Source organism: Paenibacillus sp. FSL W7-1088 (genome assembly GCF_037969855.1).
Lineage (GTDB): Bacteria > Bacillota > Bacilli > Paenibacillales > Paenibacillaceae > Paenibacillus.
In genome coordinates this window covers 1,350,268-1,371,815 of sequence record NZ_CP150216.1, presented here as the reverse complement: position 1 = coordinate 1,371,815, position 21,548 = coordinate 1,350,268, and the positions used below count along the sequence as shown (strand labels likewise).

General features: G+C 48.4%; 17 protein-coding genes. 8 read left to right on the top strand and 9 right to left on the bottom strand.

The annotated features are described in order from the left end of the window. Positions 1–27: 27 nt before the first annotated feature. Positions 28–1,062, bottom strand: a complete 1,035-nt coding sequence (locus MKY42_RS06145; protein WP_339849666.1) for a collagen-like protein — start codon at positions 1,060–1,062, stop codon at positions 28–30. Between the two features lie 456 nt (positions 1,063–1,518). On the opposite strand from MKY42_RS06145, the gene MKY42_RS06140 reads away from it, so the two are divergent. After that, positions 1,519–3,213 carry a sigma 54-interacting transcriptional regulator gene (locus tag MKY42_RS06140; RefSeq protein WP_339849664.1) on the top strand — a complete coding sequence of 565 codons (1,695 nt, stop codon included), beginning with the start codon at positions 1,519–1,521 and terminating at the stop codon, positions 3,211–3,213. Between the two features lie 279 nt (positions 3,214–3,492). Here the strand turns inward: MKY42_RS06140 and MKY42_RS06135 are convergent, their stop codons facing one another. Beyond that, entirely contained in the window at positions 3,493–5,562 is a 2,070-nt protein-coding gene (locus MKY42_RS06135; RefSeq protein WP_090894007.1) for an ATP-binding protein, read from the bottom strand. A 344-nt stretch (positions 5,563–5,906) separates the two neighbouring features. Between MKY42_RS06135 and MKY42_RS06130 the strand changes: the two genes are divergently transcribed. Continuing rightward, a complete protein-coding gene (locus tag MKY42_RS06130; RefSeq protein WP_090894006.1) occupies positions 5,907–6,191 on the top strand; it encodes a hypothetical protein in 285 nt (94 codons plus the stop codon). Between the two features lie 54 nt (positions 6,192–6,245). On the opposite strand, the gene MKY42_RS06125 is transcribed toward MKY42_RS06130, so the two are convergent. Further along, positions 6,246–7,916: a PucR family transcriptional regulator ligand-binding domain-containing protein gene (locus MKY42_RS06125; RefSeq protein ID WP_090894004.1), complete on the bottom strand. Its 1,671-nt coding sequence runs from the start codon at positions 7,914–7,916 to the stop codon at positions 6,246–6,248. Between the two features lie 190 nt (positions 7,917–8,106). On the opposite strand from MKY42_RS06125, the gene ald reads away from it, so the two are divergent. Next, positions 8,107–9,240: an alanine dehydrogenase gene (gene ald, locus MKY42_RS06120; RefSeq protein ID WP_339849654.1), complete on the top strand. Its 1,134-nt coding sequence runs from the start codon at positions 8,107–8,109 to the stop codon at positions 9,238–9,240. Between the two features lie 151 nt (positions 9,241–9,391). Here ald and MKY42_RS06115 read toward each other — a convergent pair whose 3' ends face one another. Next, on the bottom strand, positions 9,392–10,309 hold the full coding sequence (locus MKY42_RS06115) for a PD-(D/E)XK nuclease family protein (protein WP_090901870.1): 918 nt from the start codon (positions 10,307–10,309) through the stop codon (positions 9,392–9,394). Between the two features lie 264 nt (positions 10,310–10,573). On the opposite strand from MKY42_RS06115, the gene MKY42_RS06110 reads away from it, so the two are divergent. Beyond that, positions 10,574–11,257 carry a serine/threonine protein kinase gene (locus tag MKY42_RS06110; protein WP_090893999.1) on the top strand — a complete coding sequence of 228 codons (684 nt, stop codon included), beginning with the start codon at positions 10,574–10,576 and terminating at the stop codon, positions 11,255–11,257. Positions 11,258–11,384: 127 nt separating this feature from the next. Here the strand turns inward: MKY42_RS06110 and MKY42_RS06105 are convergent, their stop codons facing one another. Continuing rightward, entirely contained in the window at positions 11,385–12,272 is an 888-nt protein-coding gene (locus MKY42_RS06105) for an AraC family transcriptional regulator (protein ID WP_339849651.1), read from the bottom strand. A 130-nt stretch (positions 12,273–12,402) separates the two neighbouring features. Here MKY42_RS06105 and MKY42_RS06100 point away from each other — a divergent pair, with 130 nt between their 5' ends. After that, positions 12,403–13,290, top strand: coding sequence for a sugar phosphate isomerase/epimerase (locus MKY42_RS06100; RefSeq protein ID WP_339849648.1), 888 nt, complete (start codon positions 12,403–12,405; stop codon positions 13,288–13,290). Positions 13,291–13,365: 75 nt separating this feature from the next. Continuing rightward, entirely contained in the window at positions 13,366–14,421 is a 1,056-nt protein-coding gene (locus MKY42_RS06095) for a Gfo/Idh/MocA family oxidoreductase (protein ID WP_339849645.1), read from the top strand. A 310-nt stretch (positions 14,422–14,731) separates the two neighbouring features. On the opposite strand, the gene MKY42_RS06090 is transcribed toward MKY42_RS06095, so the two are convergent. After that, positions 14,732–16,051, bottom strand: a complete 1,320-nt coding sequence (locus MKY42_RS06090; RefSeq protein ID WP_339849640.1) for a glycoside hydrolase family 125 protein — start codon at positions 16,049–16,051, stop codon at positions 14,732–14,734. Positions 16,052–16,298: 247 nt separating this feature from the next. Between MKY42_RS06090 and MKY42_RS06085 the strand changes: the two genes are divergently transcribed. Continuing rightward, the gene (locus MKY42_RS06085; protein ID WP_339849637.1) at positions 16,299–17,357 is read left to right on the top strand and encodes a LacI family DNA-binding transcriptional regulator; all 1,059 of its coding nucleotides are present in this window, start codon (positions 16,299–16,301) and stop codon (positions 17,355–17,357) included. Positions 17,358–17,469: 112 nt separating this feature from the next. Here MKY42_RS06085 and MKY42_RS06080 read toward each other — a convergent pair whose 3' ends face one another. From MKY42_RS06080 to MKY42_RS06070, 3 genes are all read right to left on the bottom strand, one after another. Then, positions 17,470–19,065 (bottom strand): DUF4179 domain-containing protein, encoded by a 1,596-nt coding sequence (locus MKY42_RS06080; RefSeq protein WP_339849634.1) that lies wholly within the window; start codon positions 19,063–19,065, stop codon positions 17,470–17,472. After that, the gene (locus MKY42_RS06075) at positions 19,046–19,618 is read right to left on the bottom strand and encodes a sigma-70 family RNA polymerase sigma factor (protein WP_090893980.1); all 573 of its coding nucleotides are present in this window, start codon (positions 19,616–19,618) and stop codon (positions 19,046–19,048) included. The genes MKY42_RS06080 and MKY42_RS06075 overlap by 20 nt, the downstream gene beginning before the upstream one ends. A 200-nt stretch (positions 19,619–19,818) precedes the next feature. Continuing rightward, positions 19,819–20,334 (bottom strand): mismatch-specific DNA-glycosylase, encoded by a 516-nt coding sequence (locus MKY42_RS06070; protein ID WP_090893977.1) that lies wholly within the window; start codon positions 20,332–20,334, stop codon positions 19,819–19,821. Positions 20,335–20,577: 243 nt separating this feature from the next. Here MKY42_RS06070 and MKY42_RS06065 point away from each other — a divergent pair, with 243 nt between their 5' ends. Next, positions 20,578–21,498, top strand: a complete 921-nt coding sequence (locus MKY42_RS06065; protein ID WP_062320726.1) for an AEC family transporter — start codon at positions 20,578–20,580, stop codon at positions 21,496–21,498. Positions 21,499–21,548: the final 50 nt, after the last annotated feature.

Here is a 21,548-nt window from a genome sequence, read left to right as displayed (position 1 = left end):
ATTCTGCATCAGAGCTCACAGCTTGAGTTAGCTGCTCAATTGTTGGATGAGAATGGAAGCATTCGCATTGATCTGTGATCCGCCTGCTAGTGTTTGCAGATCAACAGCCGATGCACTGGAATGATTTCGTAAAGTTATCACATCACCAGGAACAGCGGTAATAATAATCATTCCTGGATTCGGTTGAGTACCAGCTCCTGAACCATAGACACTGCCACCGACAGGGGCTCCGTTTTGATAAAGGGTAAATTGGTTTGCCTGAACACCTGCAATGATAAAGAACACCGCATAGTCCCCAGCATTACCAATATTAATTTCAGCCGTGCCAGGTGTATGAGTAATGTTGGTAAGGTTTTCGTTGCTATCGAAGGTTATATCCGTCTCGGTAGCTACAGACTGAGCTGAGGTGTTAAAGATATAGCCATACGATGCCAAACCTTGGCCTGTAGAACCTGTGGCTCCCGTCACTCCAGTGCTGCCTGTTGCTCCCATCACTCCAGTGCTGCCTGTTGCTCCCGTCACTCCAGTGCTGCCTGTTGCTCCCGTCACTCCAGTGCTGCCTGTTGCTCCCGTCACTCCAGTGCTGCCTGTTGCTCCCGTCACCCCAGTGCTGCCTGTTGGTCCGGTTGAGCCTGCTCCTACACCTGTGGCTCCTGTCGCACCTGTGGCTCCTGTCGCTCCGGTTACACCTGTTATGCTCAGGGCTTCACCCAGCAACTCTTGGGATACCAATCGGTGAGCCGTGACTAACTCGCCTTCGGCGCCTTTGCCCCATACGGAAATTTGCGCTTCCGGGGCAGCGAGGTCTGCTGTGGAAAATATAAACTCGAACGCATCAAAATTTGCGCTATAGTCTTTGGTTATGACCTGATTGGGCAACACATTAAACATTTCTTCCACATATAACGTTCTGACTCCATCGAGATAGTAACCCATAAGATGAACGCTATATGCATCTATTGAATCCCGATTATCGATTTTGACGGTGACGAATTGAGTGGGGCGGGTACCGGTTACACCTGAAATATTATTTTCAATGGGGCCGGTTGATAGAATGGCCATTTCATCAGCCTCCTTTTTTATTCTTCTTCATACGGATTGAGCCTTCGTATAGCATTATTCAGAAGTTTCTTAATGGTGTGGACAATTCATGCTCTATATGAATAATCACTTAACCAGCCCGGTATCGGGATAAGAGGTAACAGTGTAATTTACCATTTCAAATGTTAGTTTTAATAACTCATACCTTACCCGAAATCCTGATTCGTCCATTTTAATCAACAATTATTCCCAAACCATAAAATTGTAAGCGCATAACAAAAATCAACAATCAATACTTCTCCCTTCTATGCCGATAGCATGTATGCTTCATGTCAAAAAATATATACACACTTCATTTGGAAAGCTATAATATGGGTAACCATCATTCTCCCAATCATTTTATATGCAGAACACTTATAAGCAGCTCGTGTAACTGGTGTAGTTTCCGAACGTTATGCTCTAACTGAGGTGATACCGATGAAACATTTACTTCCAGATTTGATGTCCTTATTACGTACAGATATGAGTATCCTGGATTCAAGCCTCTCCATGCCCAGCATCCCTTCAACCACTGGACTGGCCGACGCCATCCCCCTGTTCAATACAAGTCCTTATCTGTTAATTCAGGATGATGGACCTTCGTTGGGCTATATTGCTGTATCCGATGTTCTGCAAGAAATGATGCATGCCCATCGGCTTATGGAGGCTTATTTCGAGACAACACTGGAGACAGCAGGCTCAGCTCTGACGTTGATTAATGAAGAAGCAAAGGTAACCTACTGGACATCGGGTGCGGAGCATGTTTTTTCCATTAACAAAAAAGATATCATCGGCAAACCGGCAGCGGATTTCTTTCCCCCGGATCGCCTTCAATCGCTCAAAACGTTATATACAGGGGAAACTGTGTATCGAAAGCAGCACCAACCAAGACCCGATCTGTTCGCCCTGATTAATGCACGTCCGGTGCATCTCGATGGACGTATTGTAGGCGCGGTTGCCGCCGAAGTGGATATAACAACCGAAATCCGTCTGCATCAAGAGTTATTACATATGACTTCCAAAGTCCAGCATCTGGAGAAAGCCGTTGCCCGTCTGCGGCCGGATTCCGATCCGTTTGCCAGAATCAAGGGCAGCAGCCCGGTAATCAACCAGTGTCTGGAGACTATTCGCAAGATCAGTACCACCTCAGCTACCGTGCTTATTCTTGGAGAGAGCGGAACGGGCAAGGAGTTATTCGCCAAAGCCATTCACGACCTGCGTGAACCGCAGACAGCGCCGTTTATTGCCATTAACTGCGGAGCTATTCCTGGTTCATTATTTGAGAGTGAATTATTTGGCTACGAGAAGGGTGCATTTTCAGGGGCTGATCCCAAAGGAAAAAAAGGGAAAATTGAACTAGCCGAAGGCGGTACGCTCTTTTTGGATGAAATAGGTGAGATGCCACTGGAGCTTCAGGTGAAGCTATTGCGTGTATTGCAGGAGAAAAGTTACTTCCCTGTCGGTGGAACACGCATGAAACAGGCCAGCTGCCGGATTATCGCCGCAACCAATCAGAATCTGCTGGGCATGATCGCCCGCAACCAATTCCGGGAGGATCTCTACTATCGACTGAATGTCATTAACCTCGTCATCCCTCCTCTGCGTAAGCGCAAGGAAGATATTTACGAGTTGACACAGATATTCCTGCAAGAGTTTTCCTTGCTCTATAATCGTCATATTGAATTGGTTCCTCCTGAGGTGTTCAAGCTGTTATTCCAATATGACTGGCCGGGTAACGTACGGGAATTAAGAAATGTGATTGAACGGATCACCATTCTCACCACGGATGGCGAGGTTAAGCCCGAATATCTCCCTGACACCTTCATTTCATCCATGGATCAGGCACAATCCATTTTGCACGAGACGGAGCAGCTTCATCCACAGCCTGGCCTGGAATCGGGCTCATCTCCTCTCCCAAGTGGCACGGGCCCATCTGTTCCAATACATGAAGGAGAAAACGAGAAGTCCACGGATACTTCGACCCTATCCTATCAGGAGCAGTTAGACACCTATGAGTCGGAACTGCTGCTGCAATATTTGAAAGCCGCCGGAGGCAACAAAAGAACACTCGCCCGGCAGCTCGGCATCTCCAGAGCAACGCTCTATAACCGCATGAAGAGGCTCGGTCTATGACCAGCCTCTTCTTATCGATATTCTGGTACGGACGGAACCCCATAGCCATTCTCATCCAGATAGAAGAACTGGCCGATTGGTTAGTGGAAACGAAGCGTTAATACTTCCATTTTGACTAACTTATCAGCTTCATGAACCTTGTATCTCATAGTCATCTGATTAAGATTGACACCATCAAAAAAAACACGCAGATCTGGCTCAATTGGCCAGTTACTGTGTGTTTTTTTAGGTTATTTCAATGATTAAATTTCCAGTCAGCCCGCATTATGCTTTCTGTCACTATAGCACTCTTGCCAATCGGACCAAAGCGGCTCGCAGATGCCGATAGAATGTGGCCCGGCTCATTGAGCATGCCTGCGCTGCGGCAGTTGGATTGCCAGCATGTGTCCAATAGGCCGCATATAACAGCAGCTGATCCTGCTGGGAGATACCATGGACCCGACCCTCCAGCAAATCCAGGATATGCGTCTGTAGGTGGATTCCACCCGACATGCCATTCACTCGCGCAGCATACTCATGCAATTCTCCGGGAGAGTGCAGATAAGTCAGCATTTTACGCACGTCCTGTTCGGACCAGGGAACCTGATTCACTCCAGATGCCCCCTGCTGTACCCCACTGCCCTTTGTATCCGGAACCAAGAGGGACATCACCCAATCCCCGAATTGTCCACTGCGCAAATCCAGATCCAGTACATCTGCCTGATCTTCATAAAGGTCACATAAACGAGTACGCGCTCTTTTACTCCGAAAACCAATGCTCTGCAAAAACAGCTTCAGATAAGGATTGGTTGCGACCAGTATAACCCTGGCCCCTTCTCCCAGTAGTGACAGCCGATCCAGCGACATATAACCCACAAGTTCTTCACGTTTGTAACCTGGCACATCAGCCCTTGCTGCAGCAAGTACCGCAAAGTGAGTATCCGTCTGGTCCGGATCGCAATCCAGCTCTTCCGGTGTGAAGCATTCCTGCATTTCGGCTGGAAAATAGTTGCACAACAGCCCGCTGCTCTCCCGGTGCACGAGTACCGTAATGAACATCGCGATCGGAACGCCCTCCTTGTCACGCATTAATACAATTCCCTCAGGATAACGCTGTGCCAATTCGTCTAAAAAAGCTGGATAAGACGGCGCCTGCCACGGCTCCACGCTATATTCACACCACTGTTGAAGCAATTGGTGCAATGCCGGCAAGTCTTCCGCTCGCATCACTTCCAGCGGAGAAAACAGTGAATCAGCCGACACATCAGCGTACTTCCGATGCTGGAGCATGGATTCCTGACACAAAAGGAGCATTTTCCTCGTAATCTGGCGTCTCTCATGCGGACCCGCTTGTTCATGGAGCGGCTTTAACAGACCTGCTATTCGCACACGCATGGCTTGCAGACGCTGTGGTTCGCGTTGGCGAAAATCCCGAAGCAGATGTAATCTGGCCATATCATGCAGCGCCAGACCATTGGGCCCGGAACGAATGAACGACATACGCCTCAGAACGTTATATTCCTCAAGCGTCACCTCTGTTTGCAGCACGGAGGCCAACAATTCCTGATTCGCTGTTTCCAGCAGCGTTAATACCTCAACCATCGGGTGCAGGCGGGGTAGCGTCAATTCAAGCAGCAGCCTGGCGCTAATCATTTGTGACAATTCGGTCCAATCGGAAAAGGGAACATGCCTGCGCTGATCCGCAGCCTCCACAGCAAGCGCCAGCCCGAGCGGATGTCCATCTGTCATACGCGCAATCGTACCGGCCAAGTTCTTATTCAATGATCCTGCCACCGCAATATATTCGGACACTTCTTCACCCGTAAAATGTTGGAGAGGCATCTGTACGAGGCGCTGCCGCAACCTTGGATGTGTCCGCCACGCTGAACCGGGCTCCGGCCTTGAGGCCAAAATGATAAGTACACCATATAAAGGCAGCTTGGATACGAAGACTTCCATAAACCAACTTTCGAGAAGAGCCAGCTCTTCATAATTATCCACAGCAAGGACCAGCCGCCTCTGTACTGAAGGCTTATTCAGCAGGCTCAATGGCCGCGGGTTACCATCACCCCCCATGGTCTCAAGTCCCAATGTAGAGGAGAGATACTCCAAAAAAACTGACGGTGTCGAGCCGCAGGATCTGCCATCCATCCATATTGCGGTCGCTCCCTGGTTTCGAGCAACGGACAACATCTCGGACAGCAAGGAAGATTTACCGATGCCTCCCATGCCCGTAACTGAAAAAATGGTTAAAGGTGCTTCCGGATTGCCGAGCCATCGGTCCAACATCATCAGTTCCTTGGCTCGACCCACAAAACGTTTTCCATGACCATAGTGGCTATCGTATTGAACCTCACTACTGTTCTCCATCTGTGTCCTCCGTACTAGATACTGGTACTTTCCATATATCTTATTTCCTCACAAGTTGAGACTATATTGAGACGCACAGTTACATGTGAAGTGATAAAATCTAGATAAAAGCCAAATTATAGTAAAATATATAAAACAGCTATATGTAAACGTTTAACACAGGGTACATACAGCTTTCATTCCGCTGTTTAACATAATCGCCATTCCGCTAATCGAGCACACCAATCAAGTGGGCATTGGATGTGATGCAGAACGCTGAAGTCCATTAGCATCACCTATTTTCGAACTTCATGCTTCCCTTTCAGAACCTATACAGCCCGATATTCAAGGAAAGGCGGATTTGTGTGAAAAAAAACCTCGATATCTGTAATCTGAGCGGACAACTAGGAATCAACCGTGAACGACTTGATGAATGGTTGCGTCAAAGCGTTGTTTCATCCAAAAAGATGGAGACGGAAACTCTTCCGGAGCGCAGCTCTTCGCCATATCGCTTGGCCGCTCCCACCTCGTTATCCCTTGCACCTTCCTCCGGACAACCCAAACTGTTTCGCGGCCGCCGTTCGGATTCTGGCACAACCGTATTACCGAGAGAATTACGACAAGCCCGTCGCATCAGTAAAAATTGCTAGACTGTGCATATCTTCCATTGATGCACAGTCCGGACTGTCTTCCAGCCTGATCCATCAAGACGAAAAATCCTGTTCCTCCTCGATCATGGCATGAGCAAGCAGCGCCATCTCCAGGCAGATTCTTCTTTCCTGATCCATAAAATCAGGTCCCATTAATTCTTCTAACTTCTCCAATCTATTGTACAGAGTTTGCCGATGTATGAACAATTGAGCAGCCGCATCCCGCTTGGAACCGAAGTTTTGCAGAAAGGCATCCAAGGTCTCCACCAGCCTTAGATGATGTGTCCGATCATAGTCAATCAGGACGCCCAGATGGTCATTTACAAAAGGCTGTAGAAACGATTGGGGCAATGCTTTTAGCATTTGATATATACCCATACGTTCGTAAAAATGAATATGTTCCAGCTGATCTACGGATCGTGAAACTTCGATAACCTGATACGCTTCCCGCAGACTGTCCGGTAACCCTGTTAATCGGTTACGCACCTTGCCAAATCCGGCATGGATCGTGACCTGCTTCAGGTTGCGACTCGCAAATCTCTTTACATCACCAAGAATGCCTTCAAGTGATTTTACCAGTTGATTTCGTGTGGATGTCTTGCTCTCTTCCTTGGCACAGCATACGTATACCTGATTATTTTTCAGCATGATGAGGCTGGCCAGATTGTTCTTTTTGAGTAAAGAACGCAGCAGCACCAGAATATCCTGATGGTTGGTTTCCATTCGCTCACGGCCGATGCCTTTCAGACGGTGCTCCATCTCAATAACTCCGCCGGCAAACCAGTACTGTCCCTTCACCAACAGACGGAGACCCATTCGGGTCTGAGCCTGCTCCTCATGAAGAATGTTGCCGTTCATCAGATCCTGGATCAGCTCATTCTGGTTGCGTACCATCTTCTCCTCCAGAAACTGGGATCGCAGAGTCAGCGCTGCCGCTGCCTTCGCCGTATAATCGAGCAACAGTTTAAGAAACTCGACGGGTGCTGAAGGATGTACAACCATGCCTACCGCAGAAAAAACCTGACCAAAACATACGACCGGGTGACACAGTAACACCTGTTCATCATCCAGATGGAACCATAGCTCAGTGTCTGAATCATTAAGATCCAGATGCTCAACCTCCTGTTCGTACCATGTGTAGATTGCTTGCTGTATGTCCGAAGGCAGTTCCGGCACAAAACTGCCCGGTTCCATGGACGAGATGTACACAACCGGCTTGGCCGCGTATTCATGCAAAAGGTTAAGTACAGCCGACATGTCTGTACTCTGTAATGTTCGCTGCTGAAGCTGACGGGAATAGGTTTCCAGGCTCTTCAGCAGCTGGTGTTGATGGTTGATGAGCAAAGCGTGGATATCCTGCGTGATCTCAACAAAACGGACCGGTTGCTCAAACACGATAAGCGGGAATTGATGCCTGTCAGCCAGTTCAATCAACTCTTCGGGAATGCCATGAATGCTTGTGCCAAACTCCACGCAGAGCCCTGCCGCTTCGCTCCGGATTAACTGGAGCAGATATTCTTCACGCCCTTCTTCCGATTGAAGCCATAGTCCAGTGGATAAAATAAGATCATGGGGACTTACAAAGGGAGAGACATTGGTAATCTCCAGCACATGAACCCATCCAACTTGACGTGATGTTCCTTCTTTCCCCGCAGCAAGCCGGGCTTTGGCAAAGACGGGGCGAGCCAGAATATCCTTTATCGTAAACACGCGGTCATTTCTCAATATCGATCCCTCATAGTGTCATTTTTTCTTACATTATAAGCGATGGACAAATGTCCTGAATAGTCTTTTCTCGACATTATGTTGATTCATTTTTGCAAAACATAGACATAAGGTAAGGTGCAAAACGATGCTCCAGGTCATAAACTTGTAGTATAAGCTAACAACCATTAAATGGACGAGGTGCATGGCGATGAGAATCGGAATCCCGAAAGAAATCAAAAACAATGAAAATCGTGTAGCAATGACCCCAGCCGGAGCTGCTGATTTTGTCAGAGCCGGACATCAGGTCATGATCGAACGTGGCGCAGGATTGGGTAGTGGATTCACAGACAACGAATATCAATCGGCCGGAGCGGAGCTTCGGGATACAGCTTCAACTGTGTGGGCGGAGGCAGATATGATCATCAAGGTCAAAGAACCCCTTGCCAGCGAATACGCCTATTTTCGTCCTGGCTTGATTCTCTTCACCTACCTGCACCTCGCAGCGGAACCTGCACTGGCAAAGGCACTGATTGAAAGCCGGGTGACCGCCATTGCGTACGAGACACTCGAAGTTAACGGTACGCTGCCTCTGCTCACCCCGATGAGTGAAGTTGCCGGACGGATGTCGGCTCAGATTGGAGCGCAGCTGCTGGAGAAAACGGAGGGCGGCAAAGGCATTCTATTATCCGGCGTACCTGGCGTAAGCCGTGGCAAGGTCGTCGTTATTGGTGGCGGCACGGTGGGCACGAACGCCGCCAAAATCGCGATCGGTCTGGGTGCGGATGTGACCATCCTCGATTTGAATCTGAATCGTCTGCGCCAGCTGGATGATATTTTTGGCAACCAGATTCATACGCTGGTATCGAGTCCATCCAATATTGCGTCGGCTGTTGCGGCTGCCGACCTGCTGATCTGTGCGGTGCTGATTCCAGGCGCCAAAGCGCCAACCCTTGTCAGCGAGCAAATGGTTACCACCATGGCACCCGGTTCGGTCATTGTGGATGTGGCGATTGATCAGGGCGGAATTGTGGAGACCATTGATCATATCACGACCCACGATGAACCGACCTATGTGAAGCATGGTGTGGTGCATTACGCGGTAGCGAACATGCCAGGCGCGGTGCCGCGCACGTCTACGGTGGCGCTGACTAACGCCACCATGCCTTATGCGCTGCAGCTGGCGAACCATGGTGCAGCCGCCGCGATTCGCGGCAGTTCGTCCATTCGCAGCGCGGTGAACGTGCTGAATGGACATATCACGTATGAGGCGGTTGCCCGGGATCTCGGGCATGCCTATGTTCCCGCAGGACAGGCGCTGGAGAATACCGCCGCGGTCCAGTAATCTTGATATGACCGTTCCACCCGGCGCCTTGCCGCTGGCATGTGGAACGGAATAGAAGCGCCAGTCCGGGCAGATCCTGTCCAGGCTGGCGCTTCTTGTTTTATTTTCACATGAAATAGGAATGAGATCTGAAGATGCTTCGGGTGGCGCTCTATACTACACGTTCGCTGCATACCTCACGGAAATTACAGTCCCGGCAAGCGCGGCGCGAAGGCATGGGCGTGAAATACGAAACGTCCTTGGGACGGTTGTAATACTCATCATCCACACAGGAGCGCATCTCCGCAATATACCGCCCCACGTTCTCCTCCACCTTCAGAATATCCTCTTCCGTTGCCGTAAACTCTCGGTGTGTCCCGGTTAATAGGTACTCCACCCGCAGCTCAATCTGCTCCAGCGGAACCCGGTAATGCTCCCTCACATAGGATGCGTACAGCATCAACTGATCCGAGAAGTCATCCTCCTTACCCGTCTTCCAGTCCACAATGACGATGTTGCCGTTGCTGCGGCGATATAACAAGTCCATCTTCACATATACACGCGTATCGTGCAGCATCATCGTATCCCATTTCTCAATCTCCAAAATATCCGTACTCGCACGGGACAGGTCCTCCCATGTAAGCGTCTGGTACAGATTGCCGACACAGGCCGAGGCCCGTTCTTTGATCGTGGCAATCCGGTCATTCAACGTGTCATCCCCGTAATACATCTCGGACAACATCACCCGGTTCTTGGGGTCGAGCCGCCACTGATCCTGATCCATCGATTCCACATACGCCTGATTCAGCAGCTTGCGCATGGTCTGTTCCAGAAAGTGCTCACGCGGTTTATCCTTGCCTTCTTCCCTGCTGCGTACCGCTGATTCACACATCCGATGCGCGAGGTCACCAAATACGAGGTATAGATTACTGAGCTGCTTCAACCGATACAGACGTACCTGCATCTCATCGGCTGACTCTGCCTTCCAGCCGTTATGTGCTCCATAATAATGATAATAATATTTGCGCAGGCACTCATCGAACATACTCGCCCGCGACTGCGAATAAGACCACTGCGGGTATTGTGCCATAAGATATTCTGCCTTTCTGTATGCCGGATCTGCATGAGATCCCTTAATGCTCACAGTATATAGGAAAGGGCAAAAACGCCGCAAGCACCCTTCCGTAATTTTCTTCTATCCGCAACCGTTTCCGATTCGATGCGTAACGTTTATATAGTAACATCACCAAAAGATGAAATTACAGAGCTGAACGTATACTATACTAAAAGAGTACAGGATTTTGCAGTTAGACAGATGAAATGTACAGGCATATCCTAAAAGGAGGCACCACCCATGAATCGACCGGATTGGTTCCAGGCGGAAGAAGCATTACAACAAATCCAAGTCATCGGAAGCGACCGGAATGAGCTCGTGAACATCATTGGCCATGTAGAAGGATTAAATTGTATCGGCACAGGAACGGATGCGGCGGTATTTACGTATGACGGATTGCCGCAGTATGCCTTCAAGATGTACTCAGATCATGCCCTGGACAAACTTGAAAATGAAAAACAGGTATATGAGCAGCTCCAAGGCCTGCCCTATTTCCCCACGTATTACGGCAGCGGCCGGAATATTCTTGTGATCAGTTTTGAAGCGGGAGATACCTTGCTCGAATGTCTGGAAAAAGGAATCCCGGTCCCCGAGCAGGTCATGCTCGATGTGGACGAAGCGCGCGAGGCAGTACGCAGCCGCGGCCTGAATCCACGGGACATTCATCTGAAAAATGTCATTCTCCAGAATGGACGCGGTAAAGTCATCGACGTCTCGGAGTATATTCAGGACGGCAACGATAATCGCTGGGAGCATCTCGTCTGGGCCTATCACAACATTTATCCACGGATCAAAGGTACGCCCATCTCCCCACGCATGCTGCAAACGATCAAATGGGGATACAATCAACTGGATCAGGCCAATATCAAATTGGACGACCTCTCCAAAAAGGCTAATCGATTATTCTCGAAATTCATGAAATAAACATCTTCATAAACAGATGAAATACGTTTCTGATATCTGATATTGATAAAATAATCCGGATTACTCGCGCATCTCTGGCGGTGATCCGGATTTTTGTTTGTTTGTACCATGTTGACGCAAGGCCTTCCTATTTTAATCGCCCCTGCGAGGGTGTCATCCCTTTGTATTGTTTATACAGCTTCGTAAAATAGTTGGCATTATCACAGCCAACCTGGGCAGCGATCTCGGTAATGGTCAGGTTGCTCTCCTGCAGCAGCTGTTCGGCTTTCGTCATTCGGCACCCGTTCACATATTCCACAAAGGTGCGTCCAGTCAGTTTTTTGAACATTTTGCAAAAATGATACGTGTTCAGCCCTACCTGCCCGGCTGCCTCGGTAACGGACATTTTCCCTGTTGGCTCCGCTTCAATCTGCTCAATCAAAAGCTTGAATCGTTCCCGATTGGGAAAATACGATCCCGTTGTTTTATCTGGGAGATGGTGTGGCATAAATGTGCGGGCAAGCAGAGTGAACAAGGCATGCAACTTGGATTTCACAACCAATTGATAGGCCAGCGGCTGTGAGGCCATCTCCTCGATAGCTTCATCCAACAGGGAGTAATAGCCTTGGCAAGCTATGTCGTGCTCCGCCGGTTTTACCGGGAACCTTACCTTCCCTTCCAGATAGGGAGCAACATATTTCAAGTGAACGGGGTCATGGGTAAAATCATGAAATAACGCACTGTTGAGCACAACCGAATCATAGTGGATATCCCCTTCCTCCAGAGCATACCCGACATGCAGCGCCCCACCAGGAATAATAATGACCTCACCTGCTTGAGCTACGTATGGCCTGCTGTCGATATGAAACAGGGCACTACCCTTCCGCATAAAAATCAGTTCAAAGTGTTCATGCCAGTGCAAGTACAGAATGCATTCTTCCGTTTTCATCCCCCAACAACGATTCTGGAACAGCTGAAATGGATGCGATTTATGGTCAATGCGGGTATTTTCGTGAAGCGCTTTCAGATCCAGCACGCTGTCTCCTCCTTTCCCCACAAGATCAGACTAATATTGCACAAGATTGTATAGAGCCATCCGGCAGATGCCCGGCTATAATGAGTGTGTCACGAAGTACTATAAGCCAATATTGGAGTGAAATACAACCATGAATAATCCGTTACGCATAGGCACCCTTGTAGGTGGACACGACGCAGTCCGCGTCATTCCACAGATTATGAAACATGGCTTCGAATCATTCAATCTGACCTTCTGGCAAACAACTGGTGATCTGAACCTCGCCGAGACAGCCAAACGTGTCCGTGAAATCGTGGATGAACAGGGAATTGTCATCTCTGCAGTAAGTGTGTTTGGCAATCCGCTCACCGGAGCCGGGGATAATGCCGATACACTAGCCAGTTGGGAACGGGTAATTGACCATGCCCAGCTCTTCGGAGCGGATATCGTCTCCGGGTTCACCGGACGACTGACCGATCAACCGATTGACCAATCCATCCCGCGATTCAAAGAAGTGTTTGGAGAACTGGCACGCCGGGCTGCAGACCGGGGTGTACGCATTGCATTTGAAAACTGTGATATGGGTGGTACATGGCAGATGGGGGATTGGAACATTGCTCATAATTCAACCGCCTGGGAGATGATGTTCGATGCAGTTCCCGATGAAAACATCGGATTGGAATGGGAGCCATGCCATCAAATGTCCAGCCTGATCGACCCGATTCCGCAGCTGCGCAAGTGGGCGCCTAAAGTGTTCCATGTGCACGGCAAAGATGCCACCATTGCCTGGGACATCGTCAAAGAATATGGCGTGCACGGCCCACGTGAATTCGTCTGGCACCGTACGCCCGGCTTCGGGGATACCAACTGGTCTGACATCATTACGATTCTGCGCCAAAACGGGTATCAGGGGACGATTGATATTGAAGGCTGGCACGATCCTGTCTACAAAGATGAACTCGAAATGACCGGACAGGTGCACGCACTAAACTATTTAAAACAATGTCGCGGTGGAAACTTTGTTCCCAATCCGGTATAGAAACTGGATTAACATGGAGTGGCATGATGTCCATTGCACGAGCATAGAAAATGAAAAGCATAAGGAGATGATAGGATGAGTCATCCTTATCGGGTAGTTGTGGCAGGCTGTGGGGCCATGTCCAACACCTGGGTGGATTACGCCATGCAAAGGCCGGACACGGAAATTGTGGGGCTTGTCGATCTGTATGAACATACCGCCGTTGCACTCGCTGCACGTCATGGCCTTTCCTGTCCCACGTTTACGGATATCAGTGAGGCCATTCAAGCAACAGATGCCAACATCGTATTTGATGTCACCATTCCAGCGAGCCATCACGGCATTGCCATGACGGCGTTACAACAAGGATGTCATGTATTTGGCGAAAAACCTCTGGCGGAATCCTTCTCTGACTGTGAAGATATTGTTCAGACGGCACACCGTACGGGCAATATTCAGGCTGTGATGCAAAATCGTCGTTTCGATCCACGCATTCGCGCTTATCGGCAGTTGATTTTCGACGGAACGATTGGTCAGGTCGGTTTTGCTGGGGCAGATTTCTTCCTCGGACCTCATTTTGGAGGATTCCGTGACCTGATGGATAGTCCACTGCTGCTGGATATGGCGATTCACACCTTCGACCAGGCACGATATATTCTCGGTGCCAACCCGGTTTCAGTGTACTGTCACGAATTCAATCCTCCAGGGTCGTGGTATCAAGGCAATGCGATGGCATTGTGCATCTTTGAAATGTCCGATGGCTCCGTGTTTAACTATCGCGGGTCCTGGTGCACAGAAGGTGTGCCTACTTCATGGGAAGCATCCTGGCGTGTGACCGGCGAAAAAGGAACCGCCATCTGGGACGGACATGATGACATTTATGCTGAAATTGTCTCGGCGCAGCATCTGGATGCAGAAGGCAAACCATCCTTTTTTCAACCATGTGAGCGGATCGAAGGAAAGCAGCCTGTCATGGAGAAAACAGGACATCACGGCTGCCTCGAAGACATGTTCGCTGCACTGGAATCTGGACAACTGCCTGAGACCGATTGCAGTGACAACCAGTTCAGCATGGCCATGGTCCTTGCGTCCCTCGAAAGTGCCCGCACAGGTCAAAAGGTGTTCATCGCCGATCTGCTGAAGACTGTATAGCGAAGCCGTGAGTAACATAGCCTTCCTCATAAACCAAGCCCAAACTGCGAATCTTTTGCAGTTTGGGCTTTATTGTTTTTTAACTACTTCCTTTTCCTATACAAGGTACAAAAAAAAGTTTCTGATAAAACGCGAAGTAGTGGAGGGAACGAAATCGATTCTGAAGAAACGAAGTGCTCGCCTTTATCCCCGGATTTCGACTTTACAAAAGGCGATCAGGAAATCCGGGGATAACAGCGATCGAAAGAACGATTCGTAACCGAAACGGCCGCTTTACGAGGAGTAAGCAAGCTTTTTTTACATGTATCTTTTATAGAATTCTTTTTTTCATTGCTTTGTACACAAGCTGCGAGAACAGGCTGTTGGACCAAGCAAACCAGGGCCTTGTGAACGTGTTTGGATCATCCGAATGAAAACCTTCATGCATGTACCCAGTGCCTGCATCCGTGTTCTCCAGCAGATCGATCATCTCCAGCATTTCCTTATCATTGTCTGCGGTCAGACCCTGCATGGACAGCGCCATATGCCAGATGTATCCGGGAGGAGTATGAGGGCTGCCGATGCCTTTGGCTGCTTGTCCTTCATAATAAAACGGATTTTCCTTGCTCAAAATAAAGCGCCGTGTATTCTGGTACACGATGTCCTCGGTGGAAGCATACTCCAAATACGGAATAGACATAAGTCCCGGGGTACCTGCATCATCCATTAGGCAAAAGTTGCCGTAACCATCCGTCTCATAGGCATAGATCTGCCCATACTCGGGGTGACGGTAAATACCGTATATGGAGATACCATGTCGTATCTCTTCTTCCAATTGGGCCATCACGCTGACCAGCTTCTCATCTCGAAATACCCACCTTGCAATCTCCCCCATTTGACGCAAAGTCACCGCTGCGAACATATTTGCCGGGATATTATAATGAAAATCACATGCATCATCACTGGGGCGGAAACCGGACCAGATCATCCCGGTATAGTTTACCGGCATCCCCAATCCTTCGTTACGAAGCGTGTCATGAGCTGGACAATTCCGGCGCATGAATCGATATGGGGACTGCTCACCATGACGCTGCTCCGTTTTCCACAGACTGACTATGCTTTCCATCACCCTCTTGAAACGCTCGTCAAATATATCCGTCAATTCCGTCTCACGCCAATACGCATAGGCGAGCCGCATAGAGAAACAGAGTGAATCCAGCTCAAACTTGCGTTCCCACACCCACGGCGACATTTCTGTCTCATCATTCGCATCCCAATGCCATCCATTAGCCGTTTCGTTGAACGCATTGGCATAGATATCAATGTCCGCATAGAACGTATGCCGTTTGATCAGCCCCCCAATAATCCGTTGCAACTGTTCGTCTTCCTTCGCGAGCGGAACGTAGTGCATCACCTGCTCCACCGAATCACGCAGCCACATTGCCGGGATATCCCCTGTAATAACAAAGGTTGTCCCATCATCCAATAGCTTTGTCGTCGTTTCCAGCGTGTTGGGAAAACAGTTACGGAACTGTGCCAGCAATCTTGGTCTATGTTGCAGCCGTTCCTCGGCCTCAGTAAGAATGTTCTGCACAGCTTGCGGTAATTCTAGATGCGGCATGGGGATTTTCGGTAATCTGAACTGTTCCATGGATGTCGTCTCCTTTGAATTGAAGTTTCCATATTTGTTTGCATCGTTTCATTCAATGAATTGTGTCGCATTGTTATTTTCGTTATGATAAATTATAATAACATTATTATTTGTAAGTGTACTTTGCCGGAAGATGATCGTCAATTCATAACGGATGGTATATTAAAAAATAAATTGGATCATATGTTGTAGATTGAAATGGCTCGTTGGTTTTATGCAAATTGTTTACATATGAAGGAGTAATGAAATGTCACGTAAAGTATCTATCCAGTCGCTGGCCGACCAGCTTGGATTATCCAAATATGCCGTCTCCCGTGCACTCAGCGGCAAGACAGGCGTCAGCGAAGCGACTCGCGCCCGTGTGCTTGAATTAGCCCGTGCCTTGGGATATCGCCAAAGCACCCCAGGAAGCAGTACTGTTCCAACAGCTACCCACGCAGAACAATCCGAGCCCCCATTTGCTCTCATCTGCATGAATCAGCTCAACCGGGGTGAGCCTCACTATTGGCAGCGCGTCCTCTCCGGCATGATCTCTGCCTGTAATGAAAGAGGATGGCATCATGCCATTGTATCTCCCTCTCTGGGAGTTGCTGATGAACACACACCTCCAGAACGGGCAATCGCTCCTCACTTGGATTGGGAACGTTGTGCCGGGGTCATCGTTATGGGCGCTTTCCCCCATGCTGTCCTGCAACGACTGGCTCAGACAGGTCGTCCCATTGTACTCGTGGATCATCAGGAGCCACTGTTGAACTGTGATACCATCAGCCATGATAACCTGGAAGCAGGCATAACTGTGGCGAGATATTTAATGTCGATGCAGTGCCGTCGCATCGGTCTGATTACGGATGATGGCCGAGCTGCCAGCTTTGCACAGCGGAAGATCGGCATCGAACTGGCCTTGAACCATTTTCACACAGACAGCAGTCGGTTGATCACGTTCAGAGAATGGAATATTCCTTATGAGAACGGCGAATGGATCGACCAATTGGCTGCCACAATCAAAAACATGCCCGCCGACGAACGGCCCGATGCCTGGATTGGCGTCAATGATGATATCGCCTTGCAGTGGATGAATAAACTGCAGGAAATGGGATTCTCCACACCTGAGGATTGCCTTGTCATCGGTATCGACAATGTGCATGCTGCTGCTACATCGTCCCCGCCTCTGACCACAGTCAACCTATGCAAAGAGGAACTCGGTCAGCGTGCGATCGAAGCTTTACAGCGCCGGATTGAACGTTTAGGCACACCGAAGGAAACGGTCATGTTATCCACGTCCCTTATTCCACGGGAATCGGCGTAACTTTAATTTATTGAATACCAAAAAGGCCTCGCATGTTATTATGCGGGGCCTTTCATCACTATCTTGTTATTCATCCAAGCTTATTCCATTCCGTTCTTGGCATTCATAACTGTTATTTCTGCCAAGGCAGACTGGTGTACGACGGAAGATCTACTTCCCAATTCACGTCTCGATACTCACGATTAACTACGGTTCGTTTTAAGGTTAATTTCGTTCCATCTTCTTTGTAAAAACCACGGATGACCAATTTCAGATTGTCTGCAACGTATTCTCCGTCATTATTAGGCTGGTCTGGATAACCGATTACTTGGACAGGATACTCTTTTCCTTCCGAATCTACGGCCACCCAGCGATCGCCATTAAAAGCATTTCGGAACGTCCCTATTCCCTCCAGGACTAGTGAGTAGTTTTTGTCATAGGATTCCCACACCGGTTTGTAATTGAAGTCAGAAAATAAAATTTCATCTCCATATTGTTCAAATTGCAATACGTAAGTGTAAATTTCAGCATCCTTACGCATCTTTTCCAGATCCACTTCCACGGACTTCTCCTCCCACACTGGGATGGTGTAGCCTTCCAGAACAAAGCGAATCTTCTTCGCATCCACCGTAACAAAAGCAGGGTCCCATGTCTCCGATAACTTCAATGGACCGCCATCCATTAATCCACTCAAATCTCGGAGCCGGAACTTGGCTTGACGGGCATCTGGTCTGCTCCCGTTGAATATTCGATACTCATTCGTTTCAGGAATTTCGAGGTGATACATTAAGTCCATATCATTCGCCCAATTCTCTCCGACTTTGGCACGCAGTTGATCATCCAGACTGATGTTCATGTCAAGACGGGTCCCGTTTGGCGTACGTACAAGCTTTGTCATATCCAGTTTCATGCCCTCAGGAGTGGTGTAGGTATTGTTCATGGGAGCCTCAACAGCCAGTGATTTGGCTTTGGTCATATCGATGTTGAATTGAAAGCTCCAATCTATAACAGCATTTTTATCTTCGTATGATTTTGTCTCAAAATTATAATAGCTGCCTACTTTTAGATGCCCAAGTTCTCCACGCACGATCACCTGATCCGGGATATCATCATGCAACTGGAATATAAATCGTTCAGCTGCCGAACCGCTTGTTCTGGTATCCCGGGCGAGAGTTGCAACCTGCTGCCCCTGATCGTCCGTAATATGAATTCTCCCCGCCTCTGGAGATATCGCAAAAAGCCCTAGCCCATCAGGTGTTGTTTGTTTCATTGTGATCACGATTTGAGAACGATCCACCAACACATCTTCAATCTTAAGCGTGTAGCCCTTATCCTCGATTTGGATGTTGGGATTAACTACGAGACCGAGCGGCTTCAAACGTTTGTAATCATCGGCAAAATAGGAATACTTGAGTTCTTCTGGAACAGGTATGTTAGGCAAAGGCGGGTTATTTACAGCATTTACCATTGGTTGCGTCGATTTTGCTGTGTGATCAAAAGCAAACCAGGCCCCTCCCACAAGGATTACAACTGCCGCCGCTGTGATTCCCGTACGGCGCATCCAATGGGACTTGGAAGCCTTTTTCGTGAATGGATCCACGTCTTCTGCGCTCTCCATGGACACCCCTTCCAGCTTCCGCATCACCTCAAGCGTAAAGTCCGCATCCGGTTCTTCACGGAATAAATGCTGTTCCCACAATCGATCCTCATCATTTGGAATAGGCTTCATACGTCGATAAACCTCCTTTGCGCTCCATTTGTTTCTTCAACGTTTTCTTCCCTCGATAAAGTGCATTACGCACTTGCGTCGGACTCATGTCCGTGATATCTGCAATCTCTTCATAGCTCAGCTCATTCGTATATTTAAGAAGCAGCACAAGCCGATACGATTCTGGCAGTTGGTCCATCTGGCGATAGATTTCACGCTGCATCTCCTTATGCAGTACATGTTTCTCTGGCGTTTCACCACTGGTTTGTTCCAAACCCGTATGAACAGCGGTCATCACAGGTTTCTGTTGCCGCATAAAATCCCGCATCCGATTCACAGCGATGGTGTATACCCAAGACGAGAAACTGCTTCCTTCCCTTCGTGTCGGAAGATAGCGGTACATCCGGAGAAACGTATCCTGAGCGAGATCTTGTGCATCCTGATGACTCGCACCCATTCCGCGCAAAATGCCGAAGACTTTATTTTTATATCGATCCACGAGCACAGCAAATAACTGTTTGTCCCCCGCAATAATACGCTGAATGAGCTCCTCCTCTGGTATCTGTTGAGTCATGTAATCCCCCTTCTCTACAGCTTCCATGCATGGTTCTGTACTATTTAGACGGAAGCACTTCCTGAAACCTCTCACTTTATCCAAAAAAAAGAATTCGCGCCACCCGGTGTAAACCGGATAGCCGAACTCTGCAACCATTGAAGGTTCATTGTTACTGCTGCACTTGCTGCCATGCGGAGTTTTCTTTTTTGCTTCGTTTATCAGTCCTCTCTGCTTTTCTCGGAGACAAAATCACTAAGCTGTGAATAGATCGCTACGATCTCATCCATCGACATACGCACGAGTCCACTGGATGACGGGGCAACAAACTCATGAATTTCCTTGACGACCGGGTCGTCCTGAAATCCCCATTCTGCTTTGGCACGCTGACTGTACTGGGTGTATACCCCTTTCCCAACAAAACAGGCGATGTCTGGTCGGTATTCCTCCAGCTTTTGCCGTAAAATCTGCCGTCCCTCTGCATATTCTTCCTTTGTAATATCGTCCATACCTTTTGTTGGCCGGGCAACAATATTCGTAAATCCGTACCCCAGCTTCAGCAACTCCCCATCCTCTTGTGCATCATATAAACGAGGTGTCAATCCGGAACGTTCAAGAATGCGCCAGAAACGGTTTCCTTTATAAGCATAATGATGACCCGTCTCTCCAGACGTAATGCTCGGATTGAATCCAATAAATAAGATTGATAAACCATAATCCAGATGATCTGGAATCATAATGAAGAGCCCCCTTATCTTTTTTAGTCAATTACATCTTTGATCTGTGTCAGCATTTTGCATAATTCGATTCTAATCGTTCCCGGGTACAAGATATTGACGAATAGAACCATTTCGATCTGTATCTTGCTGATTGAAAGTCACTCTTTGGATTTTTGCAAAATGCTCGTCTATAAAATGATATAATGGTTGAAGTATTTTCGAAATCGGACTGAAATTTTCATGAAAAAGGAAGCTGAACTGATGATTGCAGACATCATGCTTGAAGTCGTCCTGCCCGTATTTCTCCTGATTGCCGTCGGGTCCTGGATGCAAAAGGTATTCAAGTTAGACTTGTACACCCTCGCCAAAATCAATTTCTATTGTATTACCCCCGCAGCCGTCTTTATGAGCATGTATCACTCTGATATGTCAGGGGAATTGCTCGGGACCGTAACGCTCTTTTACGCCTTATATGTAATTATTCTCTATATTGTGGGGTCTGTGTTCGCACGCTCGCTTCGCATGAATAAAGGCATGAAGGCCGCCTTCAACAATAGCATCATGCTGGACAACGCAGGCAATTATGGTCTGCCCATTAACTCCCTGGTATTTCGTGGTGATCCGCTGGCCTCTTCCATTCAGGCACTGGTCATGTCTTTACAGGCATTGCTGACGTTCACCTATGGTGTGCTGTCCATTCAGGGAGCGAAGCTCAAAGGCAATTACCGTGCGGTGATCATTGGATTTCTAAAAATGCCCGTTCCTTATGCGCTGTTGCTCGGCATTTTGTTTCATATGGGAAATATTCCATTGCCCACCTTCCTGTCCATGCCGCTGACTTACGCGCAGCAAAGTATGGTCGCTGTAGCACTACTAACACTAGGTGCCCAAATTGTAAAATATCCGATCCGCCTGTATCGTCTTGATGTGTATATTAGCACATTTCTGCGTTTGCTGATTGGCCCGGCCATCGGGATTTCGATTGTACTGCTGCTCGGTTTGCAAGGTATCGCCGCTCAGGCCCTTATTATCGCATCCGGTATGCCTACCGGAGTCAACGCATCCATTCTGGCCGAGGAGTATGATAACGAGCCAGACTTTGCCGCCCAGACGGTGCTGATCTCAACGCTGCTTAACATCATTACGATTACCGCACTGATTTCGTTTGCGAAGACGTTCTGATGACATAAAATACAAATGATATCCTATTCCTTCCCATTAATTTATCGAAA